Below are 17,095 nucleotides of genomic sequence, written 5' to 3'. Positions count from 1 at the left end.
CGCTTTAACCAATATATGCTCTCCACATATATTCTAGCTTGTCAGCCTATTAATTAATTTCCGCAGTCTTTTCCCCGACAAAGCCGGAAGAGGGTATGCGTAAGAAAGAAAATCCTTAGTAACTTTTTGGGCCTTCCTTATCATTTGCTCCTTGCCAAAATACTTGATGACAATGTCGCCCAGTTGGTTTGCGTCATTCTGTGATAACTCTCCCAGTCGATTGTAGTACCCGGCAGAACCTGGAAAGTCCATATTCAAGATAAAAACAGGCTTGCCTGCAAGCATTGCTTCTAACCCAACGGTGGAAGGATAAGAAACGGCTCCATCTACATTAGGGAGTATATCGTACAAATCTACATTCAAAAGTGAGTGAACTGGTGGAAATTCTTTGGAGAGGGGGTGGGGTCTTTTATTAGGGTAATCTTTAATTAAGATGTTAATATCCAGCTTTTTTGAAATTTTTTTTATAAACAATCGCCAGCTGTCAATATCTTTATTTCCTCTTACAATTATCAGGAGATTCTTTTTATTTGGGGCTAAACCGAATTTTTCATTAAACTGTAATCGAGAGAACCGGGGCTTTTCAAAAGCCTGATCGAACCTCGGATGACCAATAACCTCTACTGTCTCGTCAGCTGCACCCTTTTCTTTATACCAATCCACCTCAAACTGGCCATAAACAGCATCCACAGTAGCGACTTTGGGGAGATAGCCATGTTCACTTGAGATGATTCCATGCTGCATACATATAGTGGGTATGCCTTTTTCAGCTGCTACCAGCGCTAAGGTACGACATTCTGGGTAGTGAGTCGAAGGAACAACTATACATGAAACAGGGAAAAGTTCCAGTAGATTAGCAGATTCTTCTATCCGGTTAACAATCTTGGATAATTGTAGAAAAAAAACTTTTTTAAAACTTTCTTGGCTATATAGGGGATGATTATGATGTTTCTTTATAATGGAATTTGCTTTTCTTGTTAGATTTTCTACCGCTTTCCTGGTATCAACAGAAAACTCCGAAAAATACTTGACAGATGGTATGCTTCCTGCTGCCTTTGCTTTCTTATTGTCCTTCATCCTCTTTGCTCCATTACCATCCCGATCATTAATCACTCTGATGTTTTGATAGCTTTTTGCTTTTGTACGCCTCTTCATTTTCCTTCTATTTCCACCTTCATATAAGCGCATAACTTGGGAAGAATTAAAATACTTTATGAAGGTCTTTTGCGGTAATTTAAGCAGATTGTATACATCATGAAATATCACTATTCCATTTTTATTTCGTTCCAAAGGTTCATTAGTATGTGACTGTACAAACTCATTAAATACTATTTGGATTTCTCTATTTTCTGTTATACTTCTGGGCAGCTTTGCGGTAAATGCTTGATTATACAAGCTATCCCATAGCTTTTCATTTCCTTTTAACAGACTTCTAAAATGATATAAATAAGGTATTGAAAAACCTTTGTACTTTATATCTTCGAAGTCATTTAAAAAATTAATATATAGTGACCAGTAATTTTTTGAAAAAATGTCCATTTTATCTCCATACTTTCCATTTATTAAGTTAGATTTGCTTCTCTGAGCAATCTTCTTAGTTGTTCTTTTGAAATGGCATCTTGCTCTTTTGAGCTATAAGTTCCTGGGGTAATTTTTTTCGAACCGGCGTAAAAAACATCATTTCTTGCCCCTTCCACTATAATGTACATGTCTTTTAATTCTATAGCTGATAACGACTCATCATAAGTCATCAATTCTTCATACATTTTTTCACCAGGTCTTAATCCCATCACTTCTATACCAATTTCTTTTTCCTCAATCCCGTATTTCTTGCATGTTTCCTCAATCAGTACAGATGCAAGATCATCCAATTTAATCACAGGCATTTTCAAAACAAAGACTTCTCCGCCCTTCGCTTCTTTCAGTGCTTTAATTGTCAATGATGTTGCTTGTTCCAATGTCATCATAAACCGTGTCATATTTCTATCGGTTAGTGTGATATTTTTTTCGTTTTGAATTTGCTTTTGGAAAAGTGGGATAACCGACCCTCTGGAACCCATTACATTTCCGAACCGTACACTTGCAAATATTGGATTAGTTACTGCTTTATTAAGTTCGACAGAAGTAATTAGTCTTTCCCCAATCAGTTTAGTTGCACCATATGTGTTGGTTGGTGAAATTGCTTTATCTGAACTTGTGAAGAGCACTTTTTTTACTTTTTGTTCAATAGCAGTATTTATAACATTAGTAGTGCCATAAATATTTGTTTTCACAGCTTCATAAGGATTAAATTCACATGCAGTTACCTGTTTCATTGCGGCAAGGTGAAATACATAGTCAATCCCATTCATTGTGTTTTTTAGAACTTGGTAATCTCTTACATCTCCTAGAATAAATTCCAGCTTATTATTATCTCCTAATTCCTTCTGCATCTGATATTGTTTAAATTCATCACGGCTAAAAACCCTAATCAAACTTGGCTCCTCCATGAGAATGTGACGGACTAAACTTTCACCTATAGTTCCAGTACCACCGATAATTAATATTTTCTTATCTTTGAAAAACACCATCATTTCCTCTTTTCCTATATGAATGATTAAGAACTTTTTCAGTAATACCATTTATATTCACCATTTTGCACTTAGTGAATATAATAGACTTTCACCTATCAAATTGGTCAATTGTCATAAAAACTAAAAAGGAAGCTATGCCTGCTTTGTTCAGCCTAGCTTCCTTTTTGTTTCAAACTTTCCTCAATTTTCAGGAAAAACATATATTACATGGAACGTATAGAATATAAATTTTCACCTATGGGGGTTACAGAAAGAACAGTATCCTGATTTTCTATCTCATCTATTTTATTAAAAAATGATTGTATTTCCTGTTTTGATAGAAACGGGAATAGATGTTCAAGTTTTTTGTTTGGTTTTACATTGAATGAATGGTTGAAACGAGGGATTGGTTTCGTGGGAGTAAGGGATATTCCATCCATTATTTTAAGAATTGAATGATAAGAAAACTGGCCACTATCTTTTAAATAATAGCTTGACAGCAATTTATTCGCAGTGTCCTTATGCTTCTGGTTGAAATATTCATGGGAATTACTCCTATTTAAAATGGATTCAATGATTGATATTACATCGTTTATTTTGACTGCCTTGATCCCCAATTCGTTCGGAAGTTTCATGTCCATAACTTTAAAAGTCACAGGTATATAAGTTACAATTGGTTTTTCGAGCAAATAAGCTTCAATACTTGATGTACAATCATTGTGAACAATTGCCTTTGCAGCCATTAACCATTTGATAATGTTTCCTTCAAAAATCACATTGACATTATTTAACATAGAAAACGCTTCCTCATAAGGGTCAGTGTTTTCAGCAGGATGAGGTCTAACAATAATTTGATGATGTGGAAAAGCAACTGCCAGTCCCTTCACCATCTCAATAAAAGAGATGTATAATTGTTTAATATATAAAAGGAAAGGGTTGGAGTCATCTTCTCTCTTCCCCTGACTTCCATTATAAAGAGGAAACCTCGTATTAACTAAAATAAAGGCACCATATTTTTCTTTAATCCGATCAGCATCCTGGAGGTATAAGTTATGAAATTTCGGATGTAATAAATCAAACCTGGGATTCCCTACAATATGGCATTTTTTTTTCTGGCTTGGATAAGCGTTTCCTATCACTTCGCACTGATTATGTCCCCAACAAAATTCTTTTGTTATCATTTTGAGGACCTCTTTTTGCATTCTGGTATTTAAATACCTGTCAGAATCCGGGAAAATCAAACCTTCTTCATCGAGTTCAACCACTTCGTGTCCATTAGTTACTGCTTGTTTGATCACTTTCTTTCTGTAGCCTCTGGAATATCCTTTCGAATAAAATATCCCCTCAGGAAATTCGGCCGCTGCTAATTCTACCATTCTCTGCTCGCCTAAAATCACATGGTATCCTTTTTTAATTGCATAGTAAGCCAGAAGTAATTTAGCATCCAATTCTCTCGCTTTTACTTCAACAGGTAAATATAACCATCTTTCACCCACAGTAGAACCTCCCTCAATTGCTCTCCTGCTAAACAATATTTTCGAAAGCCGGGAATAAGTTTATTCTTCCTGCTCTTTTACATCTACTGTTTCTTCATTATGCTCCATTGCTTCGCTCTCTAGCTTTTTGATCTTTTCCGATAATGTATCTATTTTATTTTCAAGTATTCGGATGAGCGTATCTTGGGGATCCTCTGTTTTCGATGTATCAAATGAATCCTCTAATAAAGTTTTTATATGACTATCTAAAAAAGAAATCATATCATAAGGGTCTGCTTCTTCGAAAATATCCAAAAATTCAGTTTGGACCTTAGCATCTTTTAATTTCTCCACTTGGTTTGACAAAGTAAAATTCTCTTCTTTTAATTGTTCTATTATTTCTTCTTTACTTTTTAGTTTCTTCTCAAAGTCTGATCTTTCTTCTGCTAATAAATTGTCCCGATGTGCAGCGATTTCCTGGTTTTCTTTTTCTAATTGTTCCTTTTCGGTATTTAACACAGAATGGGCCTTTCTGATCTTATCAATTTTTTTTTGGAAAGAGTCTATTTCTTTTGTATGTTTTTCCTGAAGTTCACATATTTCCTTTTTAAATTGGTCAATATTTGTATTTTGCTCCTTATTTTGGTGCTCCAATTCCTTGATTGTATTTTCTAACTTTATTATCTTCTTATGTCTTGTTTCATTCTCTTCGCTTAAGTCAGCAGCCTGCTTACGTAAGTTTTCTTTTACTACCTGGAATTCTTTTGTGCTTTCATTTAAGTTCTCATTTAATTCCTGATTTGTTTTTTGCAGTTGAATAATTTCATTTCGGCTTCTTGAATGAGAAGATTTTAGATCAATTATTTCATTTCGTAATTTTTTCTCCTTGGATATTAACTGTTTGTTGCATATTTCCTCATAAACTAACTTTTCCTCTAAGGACTCCAGTTTCACATTCAGTTTCTCTTCATTATATCTGCTGCTTTTTAACTGAGATGCTATATTGCTAATTTTCTTGTTCATTTCCTTCTTGGTTTGGCTTAATTGATTAGTAACCCTTTCATTTTCCTCTAATAACTCAATATTTTGTTCTTTAAGGGTCGTAAGCAGGGAGTAATGGTAATTTTCCTGATAATCCTTTACTTTCTCTTTATATTTTGCAAGCTCAGCTTTATAGTAAATTATCATTTGTTGGAGTTGGATAGGATCTGTCATCGTTTTCTTTTTCATTCGTCAGCCTCCTTAGGAACATACTGATTAACTCTGGGCTATGGTATCTATATGTGCAACTAAGCTAAACGTTCCTTGGATATATGCAGATTCCTTCTTGTTTGTCGCCATGTATTTATGGCAAAAGCCCTTACATTTTAATCCTTAAAAACGTTAGAGTTTCAATAAAGTACAAAAAAAAGAACTGCCCGGAACAGTTCCTAACGTGCCTAACACTTATTCTTTCAAAGATTTAATAATATCTTCATAGGCTGCCTTAGTTTCTGTGATTATTTGATCTAACCGTGCACTTACAGTTTCATTTTGGAAAAGGTCATCTTTTTTCGTTTCCGTTTTAAAAGGAGAAGAATGCCCCTGCATTAACATATATATAAGAATCAATTGAAAAATATCACCATCAAGATATAAAAAACTATTGTTTTTACGACTATTGTTTTTTATATCATTTAAATGATTTTTTAAATAGTACCTAATTAACTGATGAACAAGCACTTCATTTTCTCTATCATGATATTCATTTGTCATCGTTCTCCCCCTCTGAGACCTTACCACTGAAATTTATTTGATTAAACGCATTGATTCCACCTTGTATTTCATCTCCATAGATGTATCCCATTATTCCTCCGGTATAGGAAGAGCCTGCTTCCCATTTCAACTGAAAATTTGAAAAAACGAGTGTCTCTGACGGCTCAAGACTCTGAATTTCTACAGGTTTCAACCAGAATTCTTCTCTATCTTCCGGACCATTGATGCGTTCCCAGGCATTGGATAATTTCAGCTTTTGTTTTGAATCCTTATAAACATACTTTCCCGAAAAAGTGAATGGAGCCGTGTTAGAAACTTTAATACATATATATGGGTTGGAAAGGGACCGACTTCCTGCATTCAAAATATGAAAGTTGCCAATACATATATTTTCGCCATTACTTTTATGCTGGATGTTAAAGGAATAAGTAAAATACCCGATGATTTGCATAGTATTTAATTCTCTTGCTTTTTCTGCCATATGTTTGATTTCCTTTAAGTATGAAGTATTTAATGATTGCCACTCATCGAGCTTATCAAGAATTTTTGACCCCTTTTTTCTCATTGAGCCACCTCCACAAAAAAATAAAGAGAGGAAAATTAATTCCTCTCTTTATAGCTATGCTGAGTGATCAGCCATTATCACCGTCATCCCCGTTCGGGAAAATAACAGGACACTGTGGCGGCATGGTTGGTGCAGGGCATGGTGGGATAGGAAGCATATCTCTTGGTGCACAGAAATCAGCGACAAGTTCAAGAGTTACTTCAAATGTTGATTGAATGCTTTGGCATAGACGAACGGATACTGTAATATCAGTTAGTTCATCCACCTCTGTTCCATTTTCAACACAGATAGCTGTACATACGAAGCAGTCTAAATCTGTAAACGTTACATCAACGTCTGTACCCTCAGGAGCACATAGGATTACCTGTTCACATCGTGTAAAGGACACCGTACCTACCTCAATAGTGGCTCCACCAAGTTCCGGTAACAATTCAACAAAGACGGTAACGTCAAAGTTCTTCTGAATATTTACCAGTTGCAATGTTACCGTTGTGCCATCAATGACAAATTCCTGATCTTCACGACCCAGAACAACAATCGGGTCCACCTCAGCTGGAGCTACTTCACAAGTAACACCATTGTCAACGATGTCGTCACACTCGATTGGATCTCCTGTGGGACCAATTGGGAGTTCCAAATCACCTAAAGTCAAATCGAACGTTGTCTCATTAATTACCCAGTCATACACTTTCTCGGTATTAATGCATAGGAGCTCTTGGCCCCCGGTCAAATTTTTCGCTTGCATAATGCAAACTACACCTCCGAATAAGATATTTTGTTTTCATTCATAGCATATGAATGAAAGCTAAAAGCGGTATAGTGAAAGCGCGGAATTAGAAAACCTTTTGCGATATATGCAAATATCCAAATGAAAAGCTAATTATTTTTGCTAAACTTGTTGGCATCTACATAAAATGAATTAATGGAGGAATAAAAGTAACAATGTAACCGGACATTTGTCACGTATCGAAGGTTCATCAATAGTATATTAATGTGCTGCAAAAGGGTGATGAGTGATGTATAAATACAAGTTATATAGCACCGATGACATTGAGCGATTGAAACATCAGCTTATGGTGTATGAACAAACCCTTAATGTAGTAAAAAAAGGGGAAGCTGTGGACGATTATCTTCTAATCAAGCACGAGTTTAATGAAACTCATTCAAAACTTATTAGATTAGAAGGAGAAATGAAAAGTATGGAAGATAAATACCAGAGGCAATTAGCCAATTTTGAGGAGAGGGAAGAAAATTTTGCTGATTATATGCAAAATGTCAATAATATGATGAGCCAGTTGAAAGAAGATATCAGTAAAGTAATAGATAAAGTTGATCAGCTTAATATTAATGAATTGATTGAGAAAATAAATACAGTTATTTATTCTCAAAACAGTCATTTCAGGGAAAGCATTAGAGAAATCGACCGACTAAAAGACGATATAGCACAAATTCAGGACCAAGTCGTCATTAACCAGGAGAATAATCAAAAAGCTCACAATCCAAGAAAATCGGAGTACCGTCAGCTGCAAAACATGCTCCAATCTTACAGGAATGTAGAGCAGCTATCTCAATCATTCAGCAGGCAAAATTCCAGCTTCACAAGAACCAGCAGCCAAAAACATCAGTCCAATATACCTTCGACAGGTGGGCAAAACACCTTATCAAGGGGAAAATCTAAGAGAAGAACTTTTCAGCAATCTCAGAATGAATTAAATAAAAATATCATATATTCCAAACAACAAGGAAAAAAAAAAGCTAACCAATCATCCAGAACACAAGAGAAACAGCGCTCTGCTGTAAATCAAACAGAAAATACTTCCACAGAAACCCAATGTAAGCTTTCTAAACAGAAACAAGCACAAAAATCACAGGATTCCAGTGAAAACCCTAATAAAAATAATGAGTTAAATAGCATACATGTTGATCCAAAAGCTATATCGCCAAAGAAAAACGACACAACGGAACAGGAAATGAAACTTAGTGACAAAAAGCAAACACAAACAGAAACAAACGAGGAGACCCAACCTAAAAGCCAAAAGAAAATTGAGTTTTCATCTCTGTTCTCAATTTTCCAAAAAAAGGATTGACATGATTATGAATAAAATTACACTTTCAAACACTATCTATAATCAGCTTGTTGAACACGGTAAATCTTGTTTACCTTATGAAGCTTGCGGCCTTTTGGCAGGAAACAAGGATGATATAACCTCTATATGGCCATTGGAAAATGAATGGAAGTCAGACAGACGTTTTTTTGTAAGCGAGAAGATAGTCGCACAAACCCTCAATGAAATTAAAGCAAGGAATGAACTGGTAATCGCAGTTTATCACTCACACCCGACAACAGCACCTGTTCCCTCAAGGTTTGACCTCATCAACCATCCGGATGAGAAGGTAAAGATGGTTATTGTTTCCTATAAAAATGCACAGCCTTCCATCAAAACTTACGTTATCAATAAGGAAAATTATAAGGAATGCCCTTTTTTAATAAGAACATAATAAAAGCCCGTACTTAATAGTGATTCCCGAGTACAATATATTATCAATTAAAGGAGTTGATTTTTTTGAAAAGAAAGACTTCCAAAGGAAAAAAAGTTTACCAAAATAGATTTTTCAAAGCGACAGATGAGCCAATCGTAATGGATGCTTCATCAGTTAAAAAAAGGCCTGTGAGTAGAGGCGGCTGTTGTGGTAAAAAGAAAAAGATTTAGACTCTTACTATCTTTTCCGAATAAGATAGATATTGGTACGGTTTTATAATAAATTATATAGAAGATGTCTAAAAGATTTCTAAAGCAAAGAGGCTGGTACAAAACCAGCAAGTACGAAAAAGGTCGATTCTTGATACGACCTTTTTTTGTTTTCTGTTTTTATAGCCTGTCTCTTTTTTTAGATTTTAGGAACAATGGTTAGAGATAGGCATATAATATTTTAACTCCGAGTCACATCCTTATTAGTGACCTGAAGTTAGACAAAACTTCAGTAATGTTGATCCACATTTTTGCATGTTAAATTTCTTTCTGCTCCTTTCCATAAAAGACCACTCTTCTATAAAGAGTGCGTCTTTTATGATTTCTTATGTTATAAAATCTCTTTCATCCCTCTATATAACCCGACGTTAATCTGTACCACGTGCCTTTTTTAACTAAAACTACATATCAGTCTAACCAGGTTGTCTTACCATTCATATAATGAAGAGAAGTCTTAAAAGGAGGCTAATGATATGAAAAAAGTAATTATTGACCCTGGCCATGGCGGGAATGACCCTGGGGCAACTTACAAAAGTTATGAGGAGAAGCAATTTAATCTTTCAATCGCTTTAAAGGTGAGAGATTACCTGCTCAAAAACTACGAAGCGGATATAGTAATGACAAGAACCAGGGATATAACGGTTTCATTAGAAGAAAGAACCCGATTGGCTAATTCCGAGAATGCCGATTTCTTCCTATCTATTCACAACAATGCTGCTGGGGGAACTGGTTTTGAGAGTTATATTTTTAGCGGTACTGTCCCTCCGGCCACTAAAGCCCATCAGAACATTATTCATGATAAGATCTTAGATTCCGTGGAATCAAAATATGGTATTAATGATAGGGGGAAAAAGCGAGCCAATTTTCATGTGCTAAGGGAGACAAAGATGTCTGCATTATTATTAGAGGTTCTATTTCTTGATAATCCTGACGACCTTGCGCATTTAACCAATCCTGAATTTATTCAAGATGTTTCTATAGCCATTGCGGAAGGAGTTAAGGAAGCTTTTGATTTACCGGCTAAAACTGTACCTGGTGTTCTTTATAAGGTCATTGCTGGTTCTTTTAAAAACCGTTCCAATGCAGAAAACCGAGTTCAGTACCTAGCGACTCACAACATTGATTCTTTTATCGTGCCTACTACCATATCGGGTGAGCAATATTATAGAGTGCAAGCTGGAGCTTATTCTCAAAGAGAAAATGCAGAACAGCAAGTACAGAAATTGAAAAGCATCGGAATTACAGACGCTTTCATTCTGACAGAAGGCGAAGTGCCTTCCCCACCTCCATCAACCCCGGAAGAGCGTTTTACCATCCAAGGAGATATTCATTTAAACCCTTGTCAGTTAGAGGAATTTGTAAAAACGATTAATCCGGACGCTCCAGATCTTGGAGCCTACTATATGGAATATGGTGAAGTTTATGGAATAAGAGCAGATGTGGCGTATGCGCAGGCTATTCACGAAACGGATTACTTCCGTTTTACAGGTGTAGTAGACGATAAACAAAACAACTTTGCCGGAATTGGAGCCACTGGCCCAGACAATCCAGGAGCAAGTTTCGCTACCCCTGCAGAAGGTGTCCATGCTCATATCCAGCACTTATATGCTTATGCATCCTCAGAACCGATTCCAAATGGATATCCTAAAGTCGATCCAAGATTTGACCTAGTCAACAGAGGAAGCGCAACTACTTGGACACAGCTTAACGGAAAATGGGCAGTTCCAGGAAACAATTATGGCCAAAGTATTATAAGTATTTTTAGACGAAATATAAACCATGCTCTTGAACAAATTGATGCACAGCAAGCAGAATTGCAAGAGGTGTTAAACGATTTATAAGTGAATTCATTAACAGGAAAGGCCAGAACTCCTTAGTTCTGGCCTTTCCTATTAATGAAAGATATTCTGTGAAAGCTATATCAACAATAAAATATCTACTAATGCATAGCTTTCCATTGATTTAACTTTTGGATTGATGTGCTGTCCATTTGGTTTAATTTATTATTAAATTCTTCCTTTGCCGATTGATACAATTCTATATCCAGGCTATTTAATTCAGCTATGGTTTTAATGATGGATTTGGGTACAACATTCTTTTTTGGGCGTTTCCTGTTAGTATTTATTTTATCTACTTTGGAAATATCAAAGTTAAAATGCTCTTTTAATAAAAACAGTGATTCATTATACATATCTGTAAAACCAACAACCGGGAAATAGTTCTTAAGATTTTCTTTAGCCTTCTTTATATCTGAAGGATTACCGCCTGATAAATAACGGGTAGCAAGATTTACTGTTCTAAAACGTATACTACGCAAATCTTTTTTAGGATAAGGTTTATCTCCGATATCCTCATTCTTCATGTATTCAACAAATTCCTCCAAATTCATTCTCTTTACTTTTTTATGCAAAGGATCGCGCTCATAATTCTGTATATAGTAAAAGGTTGATAGCACTCGATCAACTGGATCCCTTAGGAATGTAAAGAATTCAAAAGGTTTACTGAGCTCTTCAAAAAATTTCCCATGCCAAACAAGGACATCTTCACTTTGTTTCTCTAGTATATTCCATAACGTTTTCCCACCAGTTTTTGGTATATGCAAAAAACACACTAAACGATCTTGTTCAAGGTCATTTTTATTGAAATGAATCACACTAATTCATCCTTCTCTTTGATGTTATTCGGTCAATGTACTGTATTATAAAACGATTTTAAGCGAAAGGTGTGGGTTTATAACATAGTTATGTAACCGCTGCAAGAAAGATAGTACCCATACCCATTTTTATAACAAAAGTATAGAAAATGCATATTGTAGTCATAGTTATCAATATCATGGTGGTGGGCTCTAGATGGAGATCTTTTATGTAACACTTGTTTTAGCAGGAATGTTTACCATATTAATTAAACAGTGGTTCCCACCTGATGTGACTCTCTTTTCTGTATTATCGATCCTTATATTAACAAATGTCATCTCAGTTGAAGAAGCTTTTCAAGGTTTTGCAAATAAAAGTGTAATTACCATAGCCCTTCTTTTTATCATCAGTAATGGATTATTTAATAGTGGTATGCTACATCATCTGATTGAAAAAGTATTAAAATACAATGGAAATTTTCCTTTGCTCCTTCTTAAAATGATGATATCAGTTTCAATCTTATCAGCTTTTATCAATAATACTCCTATAGTTTCTACGCTCACCCCACTTGTACGTAATTGGGGATTATCCAACGGGGTTAATCCCTCTAAACTATTAATCCCCTTATCCTATGCAGCAATTTTAGGTGGAACGATCACTTTATATGGCACTTCCACGAATTTGATGGTAGACGGTCTTTTGCAACAAAGCGGACATCCAGGGTTTACAGTTTTAGAATTCTCTTATCTCGGCATTCCTCTTACCCTTGTTGGCCTAGTTTATATGTATTTAATTGGCAGACACCTGCTCCCTCACAGGAATTATAAAAGCAACCTAACACCTATGGAGAAAATCGATAATTCAGAAAATATACAGACAAACCACTTTCGAAACAACAAAATATTAGTCTTTGTTTTACTTGTAATGTTCACGCTTGCAGCCTTCCAATTCATCTCCATCATAAAAGCTGCAATTATTGCTGTCCTCATTTTACTGGCTACTAAATCGATAAGTCCTGCAGAAGCACGAAAATCGATTGATTGGAGTGTAATTATCCTTATCTCTTCTGCTATCGGGATAGGGGCAGCTATAGAAAAATCAGGAGTAACCGAAGCGATTTCAATTGCAATATTATATATAAATGACAGATTTGGTTTATTAGGAACAGCGATAACAATTTATCTGGTAACAATGATATTAACTGAAATATCTCATAATATTGCTGCCGCAGCTATGATGTTTCCTTTGGGATATTCGGTTGCGCTAGAAATAGGAACCGATCCCAAAATGTTTGCGATGATAATAGCAATTTCTGCTTCATGCAGTTTCATCACCCCAATTGGATATCAAACAAACCTAATTATTTACGGCCCAGGAGGTTATAGATTTACCGATTATTTAAAGGTCGGATTTTTACTAAGTATTTTTTGTTTAATTTGTACTGTATCACTCACATTTTTAATTTGGAGGTAAGTTTTTTATGAGTGAGCATATCACTTGGAACCAAACCAATGTATCAAAAGAAGAACGAGAGAAAGCTTATGGCCATAAAAGCTTAATTATATGGCTTACTGGATTATCAGGGGCTGGTAAATCTACAATTGCTAACTATGTAGAAAGAGAATTATTTAATCAGGGTATCCATACGTACTTGCTTGATGGAGATAACCTGCGACATGGCATTAATAACAATTTAGAATTTACTCCTAAGGATAGAGCGGAAAACATTCGCCGAATTTCTGAAATTGGAAAATTGTTTGTTGATGCAGGAATGGTTGTCTTCGTCGCCGCAATTTCACCCTATAGAAAAGATAGGGATGAAGCTCGTCAAAGGTTTAAAGATAATACATTTGTTGAAGTATTCGTTAAATGTTCTGTTGAAGAATGTAAGAAAAGGGACCCTAAGGGTCTTTATAAAAAAGCCCTTGAAGGAAAGATAAGTAATTTCACTGGTATTTCACAAGATTATGAAGAACCTTTAGCACCAGAAGTAGTTATAGACACAACTGAAAAATCCATATCGAGCTCTGTGAATCATTTGGTGGATTTTATTCAAGATAGAATTTAAGAAAGAAAGGGTATTATTATGAGTATTATAGAACCACATGGACATAAACTGATTTCCAAAGTAGATTATAATTATGATTATAGCTCTATATCAAAAGAAATTGAATTAGATTTAATGGCTCTTTCTGATTTAGAGTTAATCGCTACAGGGGCCTATAGTCCTTTGACAGGGTATATAGGAGAAAAAGATTATAATTCAGTGGTGGAAAAAATGAGATTAGCTAATGGATTGGTATGGAGTATACCTATTACACTGCCAGTTACTGCAGCCCTTTCTTCACGTCTTACAATTGGGGAAAAGATAAAACTGGTATTTGCTGACGAAGTATATGGAATTCTTCAATTAAATGAAAAATATAAACCTGATAAAAAGCTAGAAGCAAAACAAGTATACAAAACCACTGACCCTGCTCACCCTGGAGTAGCAAAGCTATTTAATAGACCTGACGTTTACTTAGCAGGTCCTATTACATTAGTCAGACCTCCCAGATCCAAAAACTTATTTCCGGATTTTTATTGTAAACCAAAAGAGACAAGGGAGGAATTCATTAAACGGGGGTGGGAAACAATTGTAGCATTCCAAACAAGAAATCCCATTCATCGTGCACATGAATATATACAAAAGTGTTCATTGGAGGTAGTAGATGGGCTTTTTTTACATCCTCTTGTCGGAGAAACAAAAGCTGACGATATCCCATCTGAGATACGAATGAACAGCTATCAGGTTCTACTCCAAAATTACTATCCAAAAAATCGAGTCCATTTGGGGGTATTCCCGGCTGCTATGCGATATGCAGGACCAAGAGAGGCAATTTTTCATGCCCTTATTAGAAAAAATTACGGATGTTCACATTTTATTGTAGGACGTGACCATGCTGGAGTAGGGGATTATTATGGAACTTATGAAGCACAAGAAATTTTTTCGTTATTCAGCAAAAATGAGCTAGGCATTAAGCCGATATTTTTTGACCATGCTTATTACTGTAAAAAATGCAGCCAAATTACAACTAAAAAAACATGTCCTCATGGAACAGAAGATCATATTCATCTATCAGGGTCAAAAGTAAGGGAAATGCTGAGAAGGGGAGAATTTCCTCCAAAGGAGTTTAGTCGTCTAGAGGTTATACAAACGCTAATTAAAGGTCTGAAGTGCTAATCTTTTGGTATTCTTTACTACTTATGTGATATAGAACAAAGAGCTAAATTTTAAATGTGAGACGTTTAATCGCCAAATCAAATTTTTCAGTTCACGGAGCCCCCTTTTTAATACTGTTCTATAAGAAGTTGAGTTAGCTCTTCAGTGACACTCTTAACCCAAACTGCCATAACCCTGTCGAATTCAGGATTATGGCAGTTTGGGTGTTTTCCTTATCTTAAATACCTAAGGATTAGTTCACATTTAGTTTTAAGAAGTTTGCTGCTTAATATACAGAGATATACTGTTCGCGTTCCCAAGGGTGGACTTGTGTACGGAACATATCCCACTCGATTTCTTTCGCTTCAATAAAGTGTTCGAAGCAGTGTTCACCGAGTGCTTTAACAAGGATATCGTCTTTCTTCAGCAGCTCCAATGCATCATATAGAGTAGCCGGAAGATCCTGTACTCCGTTCTTTTCGCGTTCTGCTTTATTCATAACATAGATATTGCGGTCAACAGGCTTAGGTGCATCCAGTGCATTTTCAATACCATCTAATCCGGATGCCAGTAATACTGCCATTGCAAGGTATGGGTTAGCTGCAGGGTCGACACTGCGTACTTCGATACGAGTGCTCAATCCGCGGGATGTAGGAACGCGGACAAGCGGGCTTCGGTTTTGCCCTGACCATGCTACGTAACAAGGCGCTTCATAACCAGGTACAAGACGCTTGTAAGAGTTTACAGTCGGGTTTGTAACAGCTGTAAAGTTTGTTGCGTGCTTGATGATACCTGCAGTAAACTGGTAGGCAACATCGGATAGTTCAAGTTCACCTTCTGTGTCGTAGAATGCATTCTGCTTTCCTTTAAATAAAGACATGTTCGCATGCATTCCGGATCCGTTGACGCCGAACAATGGTTTAGGCATGAATGTCGCATGAAGGCCGTGTTTACGGGCAATTGTTTTTACAACCAATTTGAACGTTTGGATATCGTCACAATGCTTGACGGCATCAGAATATTTAAAGTCGATTTCGTGCTGACCAGGTGCTACCTCGTGGTGGGACGCTTCGATTTCAAAGCCCATTTCCTCTAATTCAAGTACAATATCGCGGCGGCAGTTTTCACCTAAGTCTGTTGGAGCAAGGTCAAAGTATCCACCTTTATCATTCAGTTCCATGGATGGTTCCCCGCGTTCATCAAGCTTGAACAGGAAGAATTCCGGCTCTGTACCGATGTTGAATGCGGAAAATCCTAGTTCTTCCATTTTTTGAAGGTTCTTTTTCAGGATATAACGTGGATCCCCTTCAAATGGCGTCATATCCGGGTTATAAATATCACAGATAAAACGTGCTACTTTCCCTTTTTCGGATGTCCAAGGGAAGACAACAAAAGTTTCAGGGTCTGGAACTAAGTACATATCAGATTCCTCGATACGAACAAACCCTTCAATGGAAGATCCATCGAACATCATCTCATTATCCAAAGCCTTGTCCAACTGGCTCAAAGGAATTTCCACGTTTTTGATGGTACCAAGCATGTCTGTGAATTGTAGTCGGATGAATTTTACGTTTTCTTCTTCGATTTTTTTGTAAATTTCTTTTCTAGTTAATCCCATTTAATTTTTCCTCCTATATTTTAGTGGAAGAATCGTGATAATTCTCCCTGTCTTAACGATGATTTGCCGTACCTTCCAGCGGTATGTAATTCTTGCTGGAGCATGCGGCGAAGCTCTTTCTCTGAGAGGTCATTATGGATTTCCTCGACTTGCTCTTGATCCATCGGTTCGTTATCCGGTACTTCCTGCATGGACAGAACCTGTTTGATCCCTGCCAGATTGATGCCTTTTTCGATCAATGCTTTTATTTCAAGCAGACGATCGACATCATTAAAGGAAAACAATCTGCGGTTCCCTTCTGATCTTGCCGGGTGGACTAAATTGTGCTCTTCATAATAACGGATTTGTCTCGCAGACAGATCTGTTAATGATTTAACAATACTAATCGGGAATAACGGCATCGAACGTCGTATTTCATCGCTCATCGATGGCTACCTCCCTTGAATGTGATAACTTAATTATACCAATGAAATAATATGTGTCAAGAGATGTTAAGAAATCTAACATGAAAAAATAAAAAAACTGAAATGGGCTTCCCCATCTCA

Annotated in this window: 17 protein-coding genes; 7 read left to right on the top strand and 10 right to left on the bottom strand. The window is 36.2% G+C overall.

Annotated features, from left to right (window positions below):
* Positions 1-33: 33 nt before the first annotated feature.
* The 7 genes from B9Y67_RS16740 to B9Y67_RS16710 form a co-directional block, all read right to left on the bottom strand.
* On the bottom strand, positions 34-1,539 hold the full coding sequence (locus B9Y67_RS16740; RefSeq protein WP_085508460.1) for a glycosyltransferase family protein: 1,506 nt from the start codon (positions 1,537-1,539) through the stop codon (positions 34-36).
* 23 nt (positions 1,540-1,562) lie between these two features.
* Complete coding sequence (locus B9Y67_RS16735; RefSeq protein ID WP_085509225.1) at positions 1,563-2,567, bottom strand: SDR family NAD(P)-dependent oxidoreductase; 1,005 nt, start codon at positions 2,565-2,567, stop codon at positions 1,563-1,565.
* Between the two features lie 209 nt (positions 2,568-2,776).
* Complete coding sequence (locus tag B9Y67_RS16730) at positions 2,777-4,048, bottom strand: surface carbohydrate biosynthesis protein (RefSeq protein ID WP_176224037.1); 1,272 nt, start codon at positions 4,046-4,048, stop codon at positions 2,777-2,779.
* 60 nt (positions 4,049-4,108) lie between these two features.
* Positions 4,109-5,257 carry a coiled-coil domain-containing protein gene (locus tag B9Y67_RS16725; protein WP_085508456.1) on the bottom strand — a complete coding sequence of 383 codons (1,149 nt, stop codon included), beginning with the start codon at positions 5,255-5,257 and terminating at the stop codon, positions 4,109-4,111.
* A gap of 216 nt (positions 5,258-5,473) precedes the next feature.
* Positions 5,474-5,782: a hypothetical protein gene (locus B9Y67_RS16720; RefSeq protein ID WP_085508453.1), complete on the bottom strand. Its 309-nt coding sequence runs from the start codon at positions 5,780-5,782 to the stop codon at positions 5,474-5,476.
* Positions 5,772-6,347, bottom strand: coding sequence for a hypothetical protein (locus B9Y67_RS16715; protein WP_085508450.1), 576 nt, complete (start codon positions 6,345-6,347; stop codon positions 5,772-5,774). The genes B9Y67_RS16720 and B9Y67_RS16715 overlap by 11 nt, the downstream gene beginning before the upstream one ends.
* 67 nt (positions 6,348-6,414) lie before the next feature.
* The gene (locus B9Y67_RS16710) at positions 6,415-7,092 is read right to left on the bottom strand and encodes a BMQ_0737 family morphogenetic spore coat protein (RefSeq protein WP_085508448.1); all 678 of its coding nucleotides are present in this window, start codon (positions 7,090-7,092) and stop codon (positions 6,415-6,417) included.
* A 271-nt stretch (positions 7,093-7,363) separates the two neighbouring features.
* Between B9Y67_RS16710 and B9Y67_RS16705 the strand changes: the two genes are divergently transcribed.
* The 4 genes from B9Y67_RS16705 to B9Y67_RS16695 all read left to right on the top strand — a co-directional run bounded on the left by B9Y67_RS16705 (position 7,364) and on the right by B9Y67_RS16695 (position 10,938).
* Complete coding sequence (locus tag B9Y67_RS16705; RefSeq protein ID WP_085508445.1) at positions 7,364-8,434, top strand: hypothetical protein; 1,071 nt, start codon at positions 7,364-7,366, stop codon at positions 8,432-8,434.
* A 7-nt stretch (positions 8,435-8,441) separates the two neighbouring features.
* On the top strand, positions 8,442-8,846 hold the full coding sequence (locus tag B9Y67_RS16700) for a M67 family metallopeptidase (protein ID WP_176224036.1): 405 nt from the start codon (positions 8,442-8,444) through the stop codon (positions 8,844-8,846).
* 65 nt (positions 8,847-8,911) lie between these two features.
* Positions 8,912-9,058 (top strand): hypothetical protein, encoded by a 147-nt coding sequence (locus B9Y67_RS20775; RefSeq protein WP_176224035.1) that lies wholly within the window; start codon positions 8,912-8,914, stop codon positions 9,056-9,058.
* A 512-nt stretch (positions 9,059-9,570) separates the two neighbouring features.
* On the top strand, positions 9,571-10,938 hold the full coding sequence (locus B9Y67_RS16695; protein WP_085508440.1) for an N-acetylmuramoyl-L-alanine amidase: 1,368 nt from the start codon (positions 9,571-9,573) through the stop codon (positions 10,936-10,938).
* 98 nt (positions 10,939-11,036) lie between these two features.
* Here the strand turns inward: B9Y67_RS16695 and B9Y67_RS16690 are convergent, their stop codons facing one another.
* Complete coding sequence (locus B9Y67_RS16690; protein WP_139823833.1) at positions 11,037-11,750, bottom strand: sulfotransferase family 2 domain-containing protein; 714 nt, start codon at positions 11,748-11,750, stop codon at positions 11,037-11,039.
* 196 nt (positions 11,751-11,946) lie between these two features.
* Here B9Y67_RS16690 and B9Y67_RS16685 point away from each other — a divergent pair, with 196 nt between their 5' ends.
* The 3 genes from B9Y67_RS16685 to sat are packed head-to-tail and all read left to right on the top strand — an operon-like array spanning position 11,947 to position 14,953.
* The gene (locus B9Y67_RS16685; RefSeq protein ID WP_085508435.1) at positions 11,947-13,203 is read left to right on the top strand and encodes an SLC13 family permease; all 1,257 of its coding nucleotides are present in this window, start codon (positions 11,947-11,949) and stop codon (positions 13,201-13,203) included.
* 7 nt (positions 13,204-13,210) lie between these two features.
* Positions 13,211-13,798 (top strand): adenylyl-sulfate kinase, encoded by a 588-nt coding sequence (cysC, locus tag B9Y67_RS16680; protein WP_085508433.1) that lies wholly within the window; start codon positions 13,211-13,213, stop codon positions 13,796-13,798.
* Positions 13,799-13,816: 18 nt separating this feature from the next.
* Positions 13,817-14,953: a sulfate adenylyltransferase gene (gene sat, locus B9Y67_RS16675; RefSeq protein ID WP_085508431.1), complete on the top strand. Its 1,137-nt coding sequence runs from the start codon at positions 13,817-13,819 to the stop codon at positions 14,951-14,953.
* Positions 14,954-15,218: 265 nt separating this feature from the next.
* On the opposite strand, the gene glnA is transcribed toward sat, so the two are convergent.
* Both glnA and B9Y67_RS16665 read right to left on the bottom strand, forming a co-directional pair.
* Positions 15,219-16,550 carry a type I glutamate--ammonia ligase gene (glnA, locus tag B9Y67_RS16670; protein ID WP_085508429.1) on the bottom strand — a complete coding sequence of 444 codons (1,332 nt, stop codon included), beginning with the start codon at positions 16,548-16,550 and terminating at the stop codon, positions 15,219-15,221.
* A gap of 20 nt (positions 16,551-16,570) precedes the next feature.
* Positions 16,571-16,975, bottom strand: coding sequence for a MerR family transcriptional regulator (locus B9Y67_RS16665; RefSeq protein WP_085508427.1), 405 nt, complete (start codon positions 16,973-16,975; stop codon positions 16,571-16,573).
* Positions 16,976-17,095: the final 120 nt, after the last annotated feature.

This window comes from Thalassobacillus devorans, assembly GCF_900176565.1.
Taxonomy (GTDB): domain Bacteria; phylum Bacillota; class Bacilli; order Bacillales; family Halobacillaceae; genus Thalassobacillus; species Thalassobacillus devorans_A.
The sequence above is the reverse complement of the archived record's forward strand: the minus strand, read 5'-3'. Positions and strand labels throughout refer to the sequence as shown.